This is a genomic window from Nitratidesulfovibrio sp. SRB-5, assembly GCF_019931275.1.
Classification (GTDB): Bacteria; Desulfobacterota; Desulfovibrionia; order Desulfovibrionales; family Desulfovibrionaceae; genus Cupidesulfovibrio.
This window is the reverse complement of the sequence record NZ_JAIOTY010000003.1, coordinates 222,162-238,667: the sequence shown is the minus strand read 5'-3', so window position 1 is coordinate 238,667 and position 16,506 is coordinate 222,162. Positions and strand designations below refer to the sequence as shown.

The following is a 16,506-nucleotide window of genomic DNA, read 5'->3' as shown; positions in this document are numbered from 1 at the left end:
TGAATCTTTACCTAAATCTGTGGACTGACGAACAAACACCCTTACGGAGTGGCAACCGGATGACCGAACGTGAAGCGCATGTGGTGCACCTGCACGACCGCCATGGCGAACTCTACGGCGTATTGCTGAGCCCGCAGGTATGGGCCGCCGTGCAGGGCAAGGTGGCGCCCCTGCTGGAGCAGGCCCTCGAAAGAATGTACCCCACCGCCAGGCCGGAGCCCATGGACGACTGGCAGACGTTCAAGGACTACTGGGACTTCAAGTATCCTCTGTGCGCGGACGTGCACTGCGATTGCTGCGGCGCCGCCACCGAAGACTGGGAGAAAGACCCCTTTCACCCGTTCCGGCTGCGCAATGCAACCCTGAGCGGGATGCTGGTCTTCGACTGCGTGAAGTGTGGCGCCTCGGTGCGCAAGAAGCACTTCAAGGACCACATCTGCTTCGAATTCACGCCCGCCAGCCCCAAATAGACACGGTTCGCCGCGCACCAGCGCGGCGAACCGCCTTTCAAACCTATCCGCCCTGCCCTTCGCGCCGCTGCGGCCTGCGCAGCACCACTTCCTTGGCCAGCGCCAGGTACGATTCCGCACCCTTGGACTTGATGTCGTAGTGGATGATGGACTTGCCGTGGCTTGGCGCCTCCGAAAGTCGCACATTGCGCGGAATGACCGTTTCGAACAGGTGGTCCGGGAAGCACTTGCGCACCTCGTTCTTCACCTGTCGCGACAGCTTGTTGCGCACGTCGTACATGGTCAGCACCACCCCCAGCAAGGACAGGCCGGGGTTCAGCCGCTTCTTCACCTGCTCGTACGTTTGCAGCAGCTTGACGATGCCTTCCAGCGCGAAAAACTCGCACTGAAGGGGGATCAGCAGTTCGCGTGCGGCGCACAGGGCGTTCAGGGTTATCAGCCCCAGCGACGGCGGGCAGTCGAGGATGATGTAGTCGAACCGGCTGTCCAGCGGCTTCAGCAGGTCGGCCAGGTAATATTCCCGCGCCATCTTGTCGACCAGCTCCAGTTCCAGCGCCACCAGGTCGGTTGTGGAAGGCAGAATGGACAGGTACGGCGTCTGGGTGGGGTAGATGGCCTCTACCACCTCATCGGGCTGAAAGAACACCGAGTAGAGGTTGTGGCGCACCTCCTCCTGGTCGATGCCGAGACCGCTGGTGGAGTTGGCCTGCGGGTCGCAGTCGACCAGCAGCACCTTTTTTTCCATGATGGCGAGAGAAGCGGCGAGGTTGAGGGAAGAGGTGGTCTTGCCCACGCCGCCCTTCTGGTTGGCGACTGCGATGATTCGTGCCACGGCTGCCTATCCTGTTGGGGTAAGAGGCAAAATTCATGTTTCACATGAAACGTGCGTGCGCCGGAGTGGGTAAAACGGCGGCTGAAAGCGCCGCCGGGCTCGCCAAGCACAGGGTTATAGCTAGTTGAGGCACGACACCCTGTCAACACGCAAAACGTTAAAGCAAAGGACGAGCGACACCCCCTCGCAAGCCCCGAAGAGAGAGCATGGCCTTTCATGTCGGCAGGATACAATTCCGGTCATCGCGGCAGGCACCCAACAAGACCGCATGGCTGCGCGTGCCACAAAGAGTGAAGGCAAAACACCTAAGCTCTCGGCTTGCTGGCATCATGGCCGATCAGGGTAACCCGCAACACGGCGGACTGCCCGGCAAGCCGCCCTGCTCCACTGGCGACACCGCAGCGGCAAGAGGACAAGCCCCGAAGCTAAACGGCATTGCGGAACCGGATGGTCACAAGCATCAACAGGAATCAACAGACAGCCATTCCGGCCACATGTGAAGTTTCACATGAAACAACGGGCGCCCTCCTTACGGAAGGCGCCCGGGACGCATGCATGGCAATGCGGCTTGAACAATGAAGAAACGAGAAAGGCTCACCACTCAAGCCGTGGGAAACCGGGCCGTAACGCGCAAGGGGAGCTACATCCTGTAGTAGTCGCGGAACCAGCGCACGAACGCCTCTATGCCCTGCTCCAGCGGCGTGTGCGGCTTGAAGCCGGTATCGCGGATCAGATCGTCCACATCGGCGTAGGTGGCTTCCACGTCGCCCGGCTGCATGGGCATCAGGTTGCGCACGGCCTTGCGACCAAGGCAGTCTTCCAGAATCTCAATGAACCGCCCAAGCTCGACGGCATTGTTGTTGCCGATGTTGTAGATGCGGTACGGGGCCGGACTGGTGGAGGGGTCCGGCGCATCGCCGCGCCATTCCGGGTTGGGTTGCGGGGTGCGCTCGGTCACGCGCACCACCCCTTCCACGATGTCGTCAATATAGGTGAAGTCGCGCCGCATGCGCCCTTCATTGAACACGTTGATGGGTTTGCCTTCCAGAATGGCCCTGGTGAACAGGTACAGCGCCATGTCCGGCCTGCCCCACGGCCCGTACACGGTAAAGAAGCGCAAGCCCGTGGTGGGCAGCCGGTACAGGTGGCTGTAGGTGTGGGCCATCAGCTCGTTGGCCTTTTTGGAAGCGGCGTACAGGCTGATGGGGTGGTCCACGTTGTGGTGCGCGCTGAAGGGCATGGCCGTGTTCAGCCCGTAGACGGAACTGGACGAGGCATACACCAGGTGCCGCACGCCGTTGTGGCGGCAGCCTTCCAGAATGTTGCCAAAGCCCACCAGGTTGGACTGGACGTACGAACGGGGATTCTTGAGCGAATAGCGCACCCCGGCCTGGGCGGCCAGGTTGACCACGTGGGTGAACTTCTGCCCCGCGAACAGGGCGTCCATGCCCGCGTCATCGGCCATGTCCAGTTGGGCAAAGGCGAAGCCGGGGTACGGCTCCAACTGCTTCAGGCGGTCCTTCTTCAGCTGCACGTCATAGTAGTCGTTCAGGCAATCCAGGCCCACCACGGTGTGCCCGGCCTCCAGAAAGCGGCGCGAAAGATGGTAGCCGATGAACCCGGCAGCGCCGGTGACGAGAATATGCATGATGGCGTCCTGTGATGGCTGTTGCACGGGCGGGCGATGCGCCCTGCCCGGTACGGGGTGGCCGCCTGCACGAGGGAGCACCCCGGGCGGCTGCGTGACAACGGGGCGAGAGTAGCGGAAGACGGGCACAAGGGAAAGGCGGCACGGCACGCTGCTTCATCCGCGCACCGAACCGCCTGCCTTGTCTGAAACGTTCTGCCCAGACTCGTGATGGACGGGGATGGTCTTCACGGCACATGGACGCCATGGCCGACATGACCGACATGACAGACATGGGCGCTACAATCTGCCGACCCTGCCCAGTCATGGCCAGCCATGCCATGTCATGCGCATGTCATGCCACGTAAGGGCTTGTCCCGTGCCGCTGTAAGCCGGAACTGTCGCACAGCCCGGCACGGCACCGGATGCCCTATCCCTTGGGCAACTGGCCGCGCAGCAGGTCCAGCGGAATGGGTAGCACCGTGGATTTGCTCTCCGACGCCATCTCACGGATGGTTTGCAGGTAGCGCAATTGCAGGGCCTCCGGGTGCGAGGCGATGATGGACGCCGCCTGGGCCAGCTTGTCCGCCGCCTGGAATTCACCCTCGGCGCTGATGACCTTCGCCCGGCGCTCGCGTTCCGCCTCGGCCTGCTTGGCCATGGCGCGCTGCATTTCCTGCGGCAAGTCGATGTGTTTCAGTTCCACAGACTGCACGGCAATGCCCCACTCCTCGGTCTGGGTGTCCAGCAGCGACTTGATGTCCTGATTGACCTTGTCGCGGTGGGCCAGCAGATCGTCCAGTTCCACGCCGCCGCACACGCTGCGCAGGGTGGTCTGGGCCAGTTGCGAGGTGGCGTACAGATAGTCCTCCACCTCGTTGATGGCCTTCACCGGGTCCACCACGCGAAAGTAGACCACGGCATTGACCTGGATGGAGACGTTGTCGCGGGTGATGACGTCCTGATTGGGCACGTCCATGGTCAGCACGCGCATGCCCACCCGCACCATGCGGTCGATGACCGGTATGACGATGATCAGGCCGGGGCCCTTGGGCTGTATGAGCCGCCCCAGACGGAAGAGCACGGCCCGCTCGTATTCGTTGAGCACCTTCAGCGAGGCCACCAGCACCAGCACGGCCAGGGCTGCTACGGGGGCAAGAATGGGGGCGATGTCGAACATGGAAACCTCCGGCAGGGCCGCAGCACGGGGCGTTGTTCCGGAAACCCGGCGGGGCGGGCGCAAACGGACCTGTACAGTCATCATAACAACGGGACAGGACGAGCGCCACGGATTTGCGCAAACGGGCGGGAGAAAATGCGCCACAAGCGCAGACAGGGATGCATTGGCACGTGAAGCACGCGGGCCTGCGCAACGCCATGAAAGACGCGTGCAATGATCTCTCGCGCCCGGATGGATGCCCAGATGGATGCCCGGATGAACACACGGACGAGCGCCCGGACGAAGGACAGGACGAGCGAAAGGACGAGCGGAAGAATGCGCAACAGGCCGAGCGGACGGCCAAGCAGACAGCCAAGGGTCGGCTGGCGGAAGGAAAACACATGCCCGGGCGCAGGGTCCGGTGCAGGTCGGCGCGCATGATCGGGCACAGGGGCGCACAAACAGCAGAGAACCGGGCCAAAGCCGCAGCGGATACGGAATGGAAAAGAGAAGGGCTGCGGCTACGCAGGGGATGGCAACGGAAGGCAGATGCGCTGCCGCCACGGCCCCAAGGGCGGCTACAGCGTGGCGGGCTTGAGCGCCGTGCGCAGGTACGCGATGACCGCCTCCACCGTGGCTGGTGCGGCGATCAGGTTGTCCATGTCCGGCAGGACGATGAGCAACCTGCCCCGCCACGGTATCTGCTGATACGGGCGGGCGCGCAGATCCGGCGCGAAGGCGCGCAGGGCCTTGGACCCCATGACCACAACCAGGCGGGGCGCAATGCGCTCCACCCCGGCCAGGAACAATCCGGGATCGCACGCGGGTTCCGTGGCCTGTGCAGCGGCATCATTGGCAGGGGAAGACGCGGTTTCGCCGCCCGTTTCCGGCATGGCGACCGGCATGGCGACCGGCATGGCCACGGGCCAGAACGCATTGCTGCCCTTTGGCTGCTGCAACGCACCCAGGATGCGGCGCAAGGTATCGCGCCTGGCGGCGTCGGCGCAGCCGGAAAGATCCAGTCCCAACGCCCAGTATGTCCACAGCACGGGGGCGGGTTGCGGGGTCTTGCCCAGCAGCGCGCGCCACGGGCCCGGCCACTGTTCGGGCGGCAACTGACTGGCGACAGGGCCGCTCGCCACTGGCGGCAAGGCTTCCGCAAGGCCTGCGCCGGGTGCGGGCTGCGCGGCCTGTCTGGTCTGTCCGGTCTGGCTGGAAGTCTGCGCGGGGCTGGCGGGTTGCGCGGGGCGAGGAGGAGGCTGGCGGTAGCCTTGCGCGGGTCCGGCACCACGCCCCATGGCGGCACCACCATCAGAGTACGGACCACGCCCCATGCCCATGGACACGTCGCCATGGGCGTACGGAGAATCCATGGAATCAGAGGGGTCCGGAGGAATGTCGTAGGCGTCCGGATCGAAGGAAGGGTCGCCCTGCATGGACCGGGGCGCATCGCAGGCAGCGGGAAACGCGCGCATGTCCGGGGCATCGGCGGCAGGGTCACCACCATTGGCGGCTTGCGCAACGCCACCGGTGGCGTCCGCAGCGGGCGCATCACCAGCCGCAGCGCCCTGCCCTTCGGGCAGCAGCACGTGCAACAGGCCCGCGCCATGCCACGGGCGCAGGGTTTCCAGCAGGCCTAGCGGCGGGCGAGCCAATCCACGATCCTCCATGCCACGTCGGGCTTGGGCAGCACCGGCCATTCCTCCGGTTCTCCGCCCTTGGCCAGCACGGTGACGCGGTTGGTTGCGGAGCCGAAACCGGCATCCGCGCCGCCCACCAGATTGCCCACGATCATGTCCGCGTTCTTGGCGGCCAGCTTGCGGGCCATGCTTTCCGCAAGGCCGGATGTTTCGGCGGCAAAGCCCACAACGGTCTGCCCGTCGCGCTTGCGCGTGCCCAGGGTGGCCAGAATGTCCGGGTTGGGGGTGAAGGCCACGCTGAAGCCGTCCCGCGCATCGGCCTTCTTGAATTTTTCCGCGCCCAGCGGAACAGGGCTGAAGTCGGCCACGGCGGCGGTGAACACGCCCGCGTCCATGGCATCCCACACCGCGTCGGCGGCGTCGAACATCTGGCGCGCGCCGGTAACGTCGTGCCGGGCGATGCCCATGGGCAGCCACGGCGTGCCGGGGCCGCACACGGCGTGCACCTCTGCCCCACGCAGCCACAGGGCCACGGCCACCGCCGCGCCCATGGTGCCGCTGGAGGGGTTGGTCCAGTAGCGCACGCCGTCCCATTGTTCGCGCGTGGGGCCAAGGGTGACCAGCACGCGCCTGCCCTGCATGTCCTGCGCGGATGCGGCGCGCAGGCCGTGCAGATAGACATCGCGCGGGTCGGCCAGCCTGCCCTGCCCTTCCTCCATGCACGCGGTGCGCCCGCAGCCGGGCTCCACCACCACGTGGCCACGGCGACGCAGCGTGTCCACATTATCCTGCGTGGCGGGGTTGGCCCACATTTTCGGGTTCATGGCCGGGGCAATGACCAGCAGTCCGGGAAAGGCCAACGCCTGCGCCGAGAGCATGTCGTCGGCAAGGCCGTGCGCAAGCCGGGCCATGGTGGAGGCGCTGGCCGGAGCAATAACGAAGGCATGCGCCGACTGCCCGGGCATGAGGTGCCCGAACACGTCGTCGTCAGGTGACGCGGCGGAATCACCGCCGGGCTGCCCGCCTGCGAACATGGTGGTGAACACCGGCGATGCCCCCAGCGCCGCAAAGGTCAGCGGGGCAATGAACCGCCGGGCGGCATCGGTAAGGGTGACGCCCACGTCCATGCCCGCATCGCGCCACATGCGCACAAAGTCGGGAGCCTTGTAGGCCGCGATGGAACCGCAGACCCCAAGGTGGAGCCTGCGGCCTGTGAAGCGGGTAAAGGCGAGATGCGCGTCCATGGTCCCTCTGGCACGCAGCAGCGTGCGGCTGGGCGTATCCGGTTACTGGCAGGCGGGATGCAGGCAGGGCCGCGCGACAGGCGGCGCGGGCCTGCGCCATGCGTCGGCAAACCGACGCCGAAACGCCCGCGACGACGAGCGCCGTGCTGCCACGGCGGCACCTGTTGCGGTCATGCCGCTGCAACGTCTGGCAGCGTCAGGCAGCGGCACGTCGGTGCACTGGACAGCCGCCGTCGGACGGACTACTGCGAAAGGCCCTGTTCCTTCACGCCGCCGCCGGAAGGAGCCGGCGCATTGGGCGCCACCGAGAAGTTGCCGGTGGGGTACGATCCTTCCGACGCGGTGTTCGCGCCAGCGGAAACGCCCGCACCTTCAGGCAGGCGCTGGGCCACCCACACTTCCAGCGTGGAGTAGGCCTGGCCATCGGTAATGCCCAGGATGGCGTTGCGGTCGGCCTTTTCGAACAGCAGCACACTGCGCTGGCCACGGAACACCGAGCGCAGCGCCCAGCCCTGGCGGGTCATGTTGTGGATCATGGCGTTGACCAGCGACTGCCGGTCGATGCGCCCCTCGAACACCTGGGTGCCGGTCTTGGAGCCGTCGGAATTCTGCGACACCGCCGTGTACTTGGTCTGCTCGGTCATGTCGCTGGGAATGGGCACGTCGCGAAACTCGCCATAGTACACCTCGTTCACGTTGGCGGGCGGGGAGGGTTCGAACGGGTTGCTGATGGACGTGGAAGAGCAGCCCTGCACGGTGAACAGGGTGGCGGTAAGGGCGGCGGCTATGACGAGCTTGCGCATGGGGTTCTCCTGTGCTTGATGATGCGGACGGCCATGTTCTTTCGGCGGCATCCGCTACCGGTCGGCAGTGCCCGGCGGTATTTCGGTGCGGCCCGTGGACGGGCCATGCGGGGGGCTGCGCCCACCGCGAAGACTGCGCCGACACTAGCGGATGTCGTGCCGGACTGCAAACGGCATGCACCACGCGGGGCAGGCCCCGCGAGGAATATATGCGTATGGATGAGACGATGGGCAACACCGGACACGAACAGATGCACGACACCACGGGCACCGGCGCCGACGCGAACGGCATACCCGAAGACGACCGGCTGGAATCGTACCGCTTCCACCTGCCGGAAGACCAGATAGCCCAGCACCCCGCCCCGGAACGGGGCGGTTCGCGCCTGCTGGTGCTGGACCGCCGGGCCATGGAAAAAGGGGGCGCGGCTGCGCTGACCCACGCCCGCTTCGCGGACCTGTGCGACCACCTGCCGGAAGGCTGCCTGCTGGTGGCCAACAATTCCAAGGTGCTGCCCGCCCGGCTGCTGGGCCTGCGCCCCACGGGCGGCAAGGTGGAGTTCCTGCTGCTGACGCCCCTGCCCCTGCTGGAGGACCTGGCCGGGGGCGACGCCGGGGCCGGCAGCGGACACGCCAGCACGGGCGACGGCCTGCGCGATGAAGGCGCAGGCTGGCGCAGCGTGCCCGCCGAAGGGCTGCTGCGCGCTTCCAAAAAGATACGCCCCGGCGACGTCATGGACTTCGGCCCGCACCTGCGGGTGGAGGTGATCCAGCCCGGCGACTTCGGGCGCAGCGCGGTGCGCCTGCACTGGATGGGCGACCTGCGCCAGCTGTTCCTGCAACAGGGGCACCTGCCCCTGCCCCCGTACATCCGTCGTGAAACGGGCGTATCGTCGACAGACGCGCAGGAAGACCGCGACCGCTACCAGACCGTGTACGCCGACGACAGCCGCCTCGGCTCCGTGGCCGCCCCCACCGCCGGGCTGCACTTTACCGACGACCTGCGCGCCCGCCTGGCCGCCACGGACCGGAAGTGGGCCGAAGTGACCCTGTACGTGGGCTACGGCACCTTCAGCCCGGTGCGCTGCGCGGACATCCGCCAGCATGCCATGCACCGCGAATACATCGAGGTGGGCGAGGCCACCGCCGCCGCCATCCGCGCGGCCAAGGCGGAAGGCAGGCCGGTGGTCACCGTGGGCACCACGTCCACCCGCACCCTGGAAGGCACGGTGCGCGCCTGCGGCGAAGTGCGCGCCTTCACCGGCTGGACGGACATCTTCATCAAGCCGGGCTACCGGTTCACGGTGGCGGACCACATCATCACCAATTTCCATCTGCCGGAATCGTCGCTGCTGATGCTGGTTTCCGCCTTTGCCGGGCGCAGGCGGGTGCTGTCCGCCTATGCAGAGGCGGTGGCGCGCGGGTACCGCTTCTTCTCGTACGGCGATGCCATGCTGCTGTTGTGACGGGCAGTTGCGCGCAACAACACCCCGAAAGTGCGGTACGTCTGCCCAGTTCGACAGGCACCGCACCATGCTTTGAAAAGCGGCGGAACTTGTCCTATAGGTAGAAGCCGCCGCGCGGTGCGGCCACGCCTGCCGGAAACAGCGGGCACGACCACGCGCACCACGGCGTGCACCACGGCGCGCACGACGGCGCGCACGACGGCGAGCACGAAGGCTGCCGCATGGTACACCCCATCGGGCAGACACCGCCGCCACCGGCATGCCGCTCCGGCGGCAGATAGCGCAGCGGCGCGCACCCGGCCACCGCCGGGCGCGCAGCACATCCACCAGCCTTTCGAACCTCCATCCCAAAGGACGGTTTCATGTCACGGGTCGTATTTCTGGACGAGCGCTGCAAGGGGTGCCTGCTGTGCACCACGGTGTGCCCCAAGGGCATCATCGTGCAGTCCTCGCGCTTCAACAGGCAGGGCTACAAGGTCGCCGAGGTTCCGGCGGATGCCATGAAGGACTGTACCGGTTGCGCCTCGTGCGCGCTGATCTGTCCGGACGTCGCCATCCGCGTCATCAAGTCGCGCAAGGCCAAGAAGGCCGGGAAGGAGTAGCCCCATGCCGAACAACACAACCGACACGGGCACGCCGGAACGCATCTTCATCAAGGGTAACGAGGCCATCGCCCACGGCGCGCTGGCCGCGGGGTGCCGCTGCTACTTCGGCTACCCCATCACCCCGCAGAACGACATTCCGGAAATGATGTCCTACGCCCTGCCCGACGCGGGCGGCGAATTCGTGCAGGCGGAAAGCGAGGTGGCCTCGGCCAACATGCTGCTGGGCGCCGCCGCCGCGGGCATCCGCGCGCTGACCTCGTCGTCCAGCCCCGGCATCTCGCTGATGCAGGAAGCCATTTCGTACATGGCGGGCAGCGAACTGCCCGGCGTCATCGTGAACATGAACCGTGGCGGGCCGGGCCTTGGCGACATCGGCCCCTCGCAGGGCGACTACTTCCAGTCGGTGAAGGGCGGCGGCCACGGCGACTACAAGCTGTTTGTGCTGGCCCCGGCCACCTGCCAGGAATGCTACGACATGATGGTGCAGGCCTTCGATCTGGCCTTCAAGTACCGCAACCCGGTCATGGTGCTGGGCGACGCCATCGTAGGCCAGATGAAGGAACCGGTCACCCCGTGGAAGCCCGCCGCCGTGCCCGCCACCGAAGCTGCCGACTGGCGGCTGGAAGGCGCCAAGGGCCGCAAGCCGCGCCTGCTGAAGTCGCTGTTCCTCGAAGACGGCGCGCTGGCCGGGCAGAACCGCCACCTTCAGGCCAAGTACGCCGCCATGCAGGCCGAGGCCAAGGCCGAAAGCTTCCTGACCGACGACGCGGAACTCATCGTGGTGGCCTACGGCTCCATCGGGCGCATCGCAAAGTCCGCCATCCGCAAGTTGCGCGCCCAGGGCCACAAGGTGGGCCTGGTGCGGCCGCAGACCCTGTTCCCCTTCCCCGGCCCGCTGCTGCGCGGCCTGGCGGAACAGGGAAAGCGCTTCCTGACCATCGAGCACAACTGCGGCCAGATGGTGGAAGACGTGCGGCTTTCCATTCGCGGCATCGTGGATTCGGCCTTCTACGGGCACATGCCGGGCGAAATGCCCGGCTCTGACGATTTCCTCGCGCCCATTCTGGACGCCATGGGGGGCAAGTGATGCAGGCTGACGAAAGACTGGCGCTCGCCGACGACGAGCAGATGGCCTTCGAGGTTCCCGACGTGCTGGTGGACCGCGCCACCCACTACTGCCCCGGCTGCCACCACGGCATCGCCCACCGCCTGGTGGCCGAAGTGCTGGAGGAAATGGGCGTGGTGGACGACACCATCTGCGTGGCCTCCATCGGCTGTTCGGTGTTCATCTACAACTATCTGGCCGTGGATTCGGTAGAGGCACCGCACGGGCGCGCCCCTGCCGTGGCCACCGGCGTAAAGCGCGGGCGCATGGACAAGATCGTGTTCACCTATCAGGGTGACGGCGACCTGGCGTCCATCGGGCTGGCCGAGGTGATGCACGCCGCCAACCGTGGCGAGCGCATCACCATCGTGTTCGTGAACAACACCGTGTACGGCATGACCGGCGGCCAGATGGCCCCCACCACCCTCATCGGGCAGAAGACCACCACCTGCCCCGGTGGCCGCTGCCGCGACCGCGAGGGCATGCCCATCCGCATGGCAGAGATCATCGCGGGCCTTGGCGGGGTGGCCTATTCCGCCCGCGCCTCGCTGGACAGCGTCAAGAACATCCGCGCCGCCAAGAAGGCCGTGCGCAAGGCCTTCGACGTGCAGCAGCAGGGCCTGGGCTTCGGCTTCGTGGAGCTGCTGTCCGGCTGCCCCACCAACTGGCGCATGGACGCGGTGAAGGCCAATACCCGCATCCGCGAAGAGATGATCCCCTACTTTCCGCTGGGGGTGTACAAGGACGTGACCGAAGGCGAGGGGGTGTGCTGATGGCGCTCTATCAGGACGTGATCATGGCCGGTTTCGGCGGCCAGGGCGTGATGCTGATCGGCAACCTGCTGGCCTACGCGGGCATGAACGCCGGGCTGAACGTGACGTACATTCCCGTGTACGGGCCGGAAATGCGCGGTGGCACCGCCAACTGCACGGTGGTGGTGTCGGACGAGGACATCGGTTCGCCCATCATCCAGCGGCCCAGGAGCCTCATCGTCATGAACCAGCCCTCGCTGGACAAGTTCCAGCCCCGGCTGGAAGACGGCGGGGTGCTGGTGCTGAACACCTCGCTGGTGGACGCATCGCAGGCCGAAGCGCGCATGCGCACCGTGTGCGTGCCCGCCAACGACATCGCCGACAAGCTTGGCAACACCAAGATGGCCAACATGGTGGCGCTGGGCGCCTACGTGCGGGCCACCGGCGTGGTGGACCTGGACGTGGTGAAGAAGAGCCTTGTCAGCGTCATTTCCGCCCACTACAGCCATCTCATCCCGAAAAACGCGGATGCGTTGCAGGCGGGCTTCGATCACGCAGGCTAACCTGCCGCAACGGCAGGAAAACACCTGCCGGTAGCGGTAAACCGCATCGCGCTGCCCAGCCCCGCCCGCAACCGGAGCGCAACGGCAACGCGGATCGGGAAACGCGCAAAACCCCATGTGTCGCAAGACCTGCGGGGTAACAGGACGAAAAATGACCGCCCGCCGCGAGCATACGCGGCGGGCGGTTTTGTTTCCGGGCGGGTGGAACCAGCCTCTACCCAATGATTTCATGGGGATCACGCCGAAGCATCCCGTCATTTCTCCGCCCTGCCCTTGCCGTGCCCCGCGCCAATGCCTACCTGTACGGGTGAAGGCGCGGCACGGGGCCGCGCGAATGCCGGATGTTCCGGCCCCCTTGAACCTCCAGCCACGGGAGTGCAGACCATGCCCAACACCAGGGAAGAGTACATCCGCACCCTTCGCGACAAGCTCGAACTGTGGAAGGCCCAGCTCGAGAAGCTGGAAGTGCAGGCAGCGCTGGCCAAGGCGGAAGCCCGCGTGGAATACCACGAGCAGATCACCGACCTGCGCCGCAAGCGCGAAGAGGCCAAGCGCAAGCTGGACGAATTGCAGCATGCGGGCGAGCATGCCTGGAAGGACATGAAGGCAGGCCTGGAACTGGCCTGGGACGCCGTGGAGGCGGCCTTCGCCTCTGCAAGGGCCCGCTTCAAGTAGTCGCAGTCCTCTCCGTGCACACCCCGGCTGGCCGCCCGCCCCCAAGGACGCGGGGCGGGCGGGCCGAAGGGCAGGACGAGCATTTCCCGGCGCGGGCGGCGGTATTCCGTCACCCGCGCCGCTGCTTGCCCCCATTGCATGATCGTGGCATGCTGAACGCATCATGACCAAGATACTTCTCTGCATCCCCACCTGCACGCCATGTACCGTTTCTTCTCGCGAACGGTTCTGGCGCAGCGCGCTTTAGCCCTTCCCTTCATGCCGCGCCTAAACAACCGGCAGACGGCATCCTTCCTGTTTTCGCAGTAACATTTCAGGCCCACAACGTCGGCGGCCCGTGCACTTCGCAGAAGTCGCCGGCCGCCAGGAGCTTTTGCGTGTCCAACATCATACCCTGGTTGTTCCTGTCCTGTTCCATCGTGCTGGAGGTAGCGGGCACGGTGATCATGAAGGCCTCGCAGGCCGCGTGGCCCGTGCCCGGCATGGCCGCCATGTACCTGCTGCTGGGCCTTTCCTACTGGTGCCTGGCCCGCGCCGTGACCCGCGTGCCGGTGGGCGTGGCCTACGCCGTATGGGAAGGGGCCGGGCTGGCGCTCATAACGCTTGCGGGCTCCCTGATGGGCGAGCGGCTCACGCCGTCCCGCATGGCTGCGCTGGCGGCCATATTCTGCGGCGTCCTGATGGTGCACCACGGCACGCGGCACGATGCACCAAAGCCCGCGCGAGACGGCGTGACGGATCCCTCGGGCCGCCCCGCGCAGGCCGACAGAGAGGTGACGCCATGAGCCTGTCCGCACTTCCCTTCCTGCTGGCCGTGATGCTGGCCGCCGCCCTGGACGTGGGGGCCAACCTGCTTCTGGCCCGCTCGCACGGGTTCACCCGGCGCGGCCCGGCGCTGGGGGCGCTGGCGCTGGTGGGTCTGGCATTCACCTGCCTGGCCTACGCCACGCGGGGCATGGACCTGTCCGTTGCCTACGCCATGTGGGGCGGTTTCGGCATCCTGGGCACCTCGCTGGGCGGCTGGGCCATGCTGGGCCAGCGGCTCACCGCCGTCGCGTGGCTGGGCATGGCCCTGCTGGTCGCTGGCATCACCGCGCTGCATCTGGCCTGAACGGTTTCGCGCCGGGGTCCCACCCGGCCCGAAATCGTGCGCGATGCGCCCGCCAGTCCGGCGACGGAAACCGCATGACCTTGCGCTGCGGTTGATGTCACGGGGGCAACGCAACGGCGGGTGCAACAACACGAAGGGGGGCGGAAACGCCCCCCTTCGCATGCGCGGCGCGGTAAAAACCGCAAGACCGCCACAACCATCCGTTGTTGGCGGCCGCGCCGTCGCAGCCCGCCAGTTCGGGCCATCAGGCCAGCTCGCCAGTCAGGCCGTCAGGCCAGCCCGTCCACCATCAGGCCGTCACGCATGATGAGGGTGCGGTGGGCGCGGCGGGCATAGTCCGGGTTGTGGGTGACCATCACCGTGGTCAGGCCGTCGCGGCCAAGTTCGGCCAGCAGTTCCATGATGGCCTCGCCCGTGGCGGTATCCAGGCTGCCGGTGGGTTCGTCGGCAAACAGCACGCGGGCGTCGCGCACCAGTGCGCGGGCAATGGCCACGCGCTGCTGCTCCCCGCCGGAAAGGGCGCCCGGCAGTGAACCCGCCTTGCCGGAAAGCCCCACCCGGTCCAGCACGCTGCGGCCCTTTTCGGCCATGGCGGCGGGCACCGGCGCAAGACCGTTCATGAACGGCAGCAGTACGTTTTCCAGCGCGGTCAGGTAGGGCATCAGGTGGTGGGCCTGAAAGATCACGGCAAAGTCGCTGTGGCGCAGGCGGTTGCGCCGGGCCTCGGACACGCGGGTGATGTCCTGCCCGTCGAACAGCACCGTACCCGTATCGGGCAGGGTCAGCGAGGCCAGCACGTTGAGCAGCGTGGACTTGCCCGAGCCGGAACGGCCCGCCACGGCCACGAATTCGCCGGGGGACACGCGCAGCGAAACGCCGCGCAGCACAGGCGCGGGCGCGCCGCCGTCGGTGGCCGGGTAGCTTTTGCAAAGGTCGCGCGCCTCGATGATGGCCGGGGCGCTGCCGGTATGGTCTGTGGTCATGTGGTGCCTTTCTTCAACAAACAGAACTATGCAGGGAAGGAAATGGGGGAGGGTGCTCTTCGCGGTCACACTCTGTCGCCGCTATGAGGATTTTTGTCCTCTGCCAAGGAAGAATGGCTTTTTTATGGAGGGAGCATGCCCCAGCCGTTGGTGAGCGCGCAGCGCGAATCTTACGGATGGGGACCGCAGCGCGCTTTTGTGGTATTCGACCGGAATAAAAACCATTCTGACGAAGGCAGAGGGCAAAAAGACCATAGCGGCAACCGGCTACAGGGAAACCAGCGCGGCGGCAGGCTCCACGCGCGACGCCTTCCACGCCGGGAAGGCCGCCGCCAGCACGGACACGGCGGCGATGCCGCCCGTCGTCAGGGCCAGGGCGCCAAGACTGAACGGGGGCGGGGCCACGTCGGCCATATGCAGCAGCGCCAGCACCTTCAGGGCCAGGCCGTGCCCGGCCAGATACCCCGCAAGCCCGGCAGCCACGCCCACCAGCAACGCCTCGGACGCGAACACGGTGAACACGCCGGAGCGCGAAAAGCCCACCGACCGCAGGATGCCGATCTCGCGCCGCCGCTCGTTGACGGCGGACAGCATGGACATGACCACCATGGCGCAGGCCGTCAGCAGGATGACCAGGCTGACCACCAGCGCCAGCTGCTGGGCGAAGTGCACGGAGTACATGCGCTGCTCCACCACGTGGCGCAGGGCCTTGATGTCCTGCCCCGGCAGCGCGGCGCGCAGTTGGGCGACTATGTCATCAATGGGACAGCCCGCGCACAGGGCCGCCACTTCCACGAAGCTGGCCTTGTCCGGCAGGTTGAAGGCCCGCTGCACGAAGCCGATGTCCGCCAGCAGCACGTTGTCGTCGTCGCTGCCGGTGGACCCGATGACCCCGGTGACGGTCACCGCGTGGCCGTTGACGTCCACCACGCTGCCCGGCGCAAGGCCCAGCCGCGCGGCCACGGCGTGGCCCGCCAACACTCCTTCCGGAGTCTTGGGGGTGGCGCCGTCGATGGCCCAGTAGCCCTTCAGCGAAAGTTCCTCCGGCCAGTCAACGCCAACAACCGCGACCGGCAACGGCGCCACGGGCGTGGCCGCCCCTGCGGGCGAGCCGATGCGGGCCATGGTCACCAGCTTGGGGGCCACGCCTGCGATGTTGGCGCTGAATTCGATGGACCGGATGCGCCGGACCGTCTCGGCATGGGCAAGATGCCCCTCGTCCAGCAACAGGTCACCCAGGGGCAGGCCGCCGTAGCTGACGGTCAGCGTCTCTCGCGCGGGGGAAACCATGATGTTGGCGCCAAAACTGGTCAGCTTGCGCTCCAGGCTTTCGCCCACCACGGCGGACACCTCGCGCAGGGCCACGATGGAGGCCACACCGAGGGTGAAGATGCAGAACAGCGAGAGGGTGCGCAGCCACTTCTTGCGGGCGCAGCGCAACGGAATGGTCAGGATGTTCATGGTGTGCTCGCGG

At 66.6% G+C, this 16,506-nt stretch carries 18 protein-coding genes; 10 read left to right on the top strand and 8 right to left on the bottom strand.

From position 1 onward, the window contains the following. Positions 1–59 precede the first annotated feature (59 nt). Positions 60–470, top strand: coding sequence for a hypothetical protein (locus K6142_RS15025; RefSeq protein ID WP_012613162.1), 411 nt, complete (start codon positions 60–62; stop codon positions 468–470). Positions 471–513: 43 nt separating this feature from the next. On the opposite strand, the gene K6142_RS15020 is transcribed toward K6142_RS15025, so the two are convergent. Further along, positions 514–1,302, bottom strand: coding sequence for a ParA family protein (locus tag K6142_RS15020; RefSeq protein WP_012613163.1), 789 nt, complete (start codon positions 1,300–1,302; stop codon positions 514–516). Between the two features lie 206 nt (positions 1,303–1,508). On the opposite strand from K6142_RS15020, the gene K6142_RS15015 reads away from it, so the two are divergent. Next, positions 1,509–1,802 carry a hypothetical protein gene (locus K6142_RS15015; RefSeq protein ID WP_190244985.1) on the top strand — a complete coding sequence of 98 codons (294 nt, stop codon included), beginning with the start codon at positions 1,509–1,511 and terminating at the stop codon, positions 1,800–1,802. 140 nt (positions 1,803–1,942) lie between these two features. On the opposite strand, the gene K6142_RS15010 is transcribed toward K6142_RS15015, so the two are convergent. The 5 genes from K6142_RS15010 to K6142_RS14990 all read right to left on the bottom strand — a co-directional run bounded on the left by K6142_RS15010 (position 1,943) and on the right by K6142_RS14990 (position 7,775). Next, positions 1,943–2,950: an NAD-dependent epimerase gene (locus K6142_RS15010; protein ID WP_190244986.1), complete on the bottom strand. Its 1,008-nt coding sequence runs from the start codon at positions 2,948–2,950 to the stop codon at positions 1,943–1,945. Between the two features lie 409 nt (positions 2,951–3,359). Then, positions 3,360–4,109 (bottom strand): slipin family protein, encoded by a 750-nt coding sequence (locus K6142_RS15005; RefSeq protein ID WP_190244987.1) that lies wholly within the window; start codon positions 4,107–4,109, stop codon positions 3,360–3,362. A 557-nt stretch (positions 4,110–4,666) separates the two neighbouring features. Beyond that, positions 4,667–5,743: a hypothetical protein gene (locus tag K6142_RS15000; protein WP_190244988.1), complete on the bottom strand. Its 1,077-nt coding sequence runs from the start codon at positions 5,741–5,743 to the stop codon at positions 4,667–4,669. Next, positions 5,725–6,972 (bottom strand): bifunctional phosphopantothenoylcysteine decarboxylase/phosphopantothenate--cysteine ligase CoaBC, encoded by a 1,248-nt coding sequence (gene coaBC / locus K6142_RS14995; RefSeq protein WP_190244989.1) that lies wholly within the window; start codon positions 6,970–6,972, stop codon positions 5,725–5,727. The genes K6142_RS15000 and coaBC overlap by 19 nt, the downstream gene beginning before the upstream one ends. Before the next feature lie 242 nt (positions 6,973–7,214). Continuing rightward, positions 7,215–7,775, bottom strand: coding sequence for a hypothetical protein (locus K6142_RS14990; RefSeq protein ID WP_190244990.1), 561 nt, complete (start codon positions 7,773–7,775; stop codon positions 7,215–7,217). 251 nt (positions 7,776–8,026) lie between these two features. On the opposite strand from K6142_RS14990, the gene queA reads away from it, so the two are divergent. The 8 genes from queA to K6142_RS14950 all read left to right on the top strand — a co-directional run bounded on the left by queA (position 8,027) and on the right by K6142_RS14950 (position 14,049). Then, the gene (gene queA, locus K6142_RS14985; RefSeq protein ID WP_411722711.1) at positions 8,027–9,238 is read left to right on the top strand and encodes a tRNA preQ1(34) S-adenosylmethionine ribosyltransferase-isomerase QueA; all 1,212 of its coding nucleotides are present in this window, start codon (positions 8,027–8,029) and stop codon (positions 9,236–9,238) included. Positions 9,239–9,600: 362 nt separating this feature from the next. Beyond that, entirely contained in the window at positions 9,601–9,840 is a 240-nt protein-coding gene (locus tag K6142_RS14980; protein ID WP_007525344.1) for a 4Fe-4S binding protein, read from the top strand. A 4-nt stretch (positions 9,841–9,844) separates the two neighbouring features. Next, entirely contained in the window at positions 9,845–10,930 is a 1,086-nt protein-coding gene (locus tag K6142_RS14975; RefSeq protein WP_012613170.1) for a 3-methyl-2-oxobutanoate dehydrogenase subunit VorB, read from the top strand. Then, on the top strand, positions 10,930–11,721 hold the full coding sequence (locus tag K6142_RS14970; RefSeq protein ID WP_190244991.1) for a thiamine pyrophosphate-dependent enzyme: 792 nt from the start codon (positions 10,930–10,932) through the stop codon (positions 11,719–11,721). The genes K6142_RS14975 and K6142_RS14970 overlap by 1 nt, the downstream gene beginning before the upstream one ends. After that, the gene (locus tag K6142_RS14965; RefSeq protein WP_190244992.1) at positions 11,721–12,263 is read left to right on the top strand and encodes a 2-oxoacid:acceptor oxidoreductase family protein; all 543 of its coding nucleotides are present in this window, start codon (positions 11,721–11,723) and stop codon (positions 12,261–12,263) included. The genes K6142_RS14970 and K6142_RS14965 overlap by 1 nt, the downstream gene beginning before the upstream one ends. Positions 12,264–12,647: 384 nt before the next feature. Then, positions 12,648–12,938 (top strand): hypothetical protein, encoded by a 291-nt coding sequence (locus K6142_RS14960; RefSeq protein ID WP_012613174.1) that lies wholly within the window; start codon positions 12,648–12,650, stop codon positions 12,936–12,938. A gap of 377 nt (positions 12,939–13,315) precedes the next feature. Continuing rightward, positions 13,316–13,723, top strand: a complete 408-nt coding sequence (locus tag K6142_RS14955; RefSeq protein WP_190244993.1) for a DMT family transporter — start codon at positions 13,316–13,318, stop codon at positions 13,721–13,723. After that, complete coding sequence (locus K6142_RS14950; protein ID WP_190244994.1) at positions 13,720–14,049, top strand: SMR family transporter; 330 nt, start codon at positions 13,720–13,722, stop codon at positions 14,047–14,049. Before K6142_RS14955 ends, K6142_RS14950 begins: the two co-directional genes overlap by 4 nt. A 269-nt stretch (positions 14,050–14,318) precedes the next feature. On the opposite strand, the gene K6142_RS14945 is transcribed toward K6142_RS14950, so the two are convergent. Together K6142_RS14945 and K6142_RS14940 are read right to left on the bottom strand one after the other, a co-directional pair. Next, positions 14,319–15,032, bottom strand: coding sequence for an ABC transporter ATP-binding protein (locus K6142_RS14945; protein ID WP_190244995.1), 714 nt, complete (start codon positions 15,030–15,032; stop codon positions 14,319–14,321). 267 nt (positions 15,033–15,299) lie between these two features. Next, the gene (locus tag K6142_RS14940) at positions 15,300–16,493 is read right to left on the bottom strand and encodes an ABC transporter permease (protein WP_190244996.1); all 1,194 of its coding nucleotides are present in this window, start codon (positions 16,491–16,493) and stop codon (positions 15,300–15,302) included. Positions 16,494–16,506: the final 13 nt, after the last annotated feature.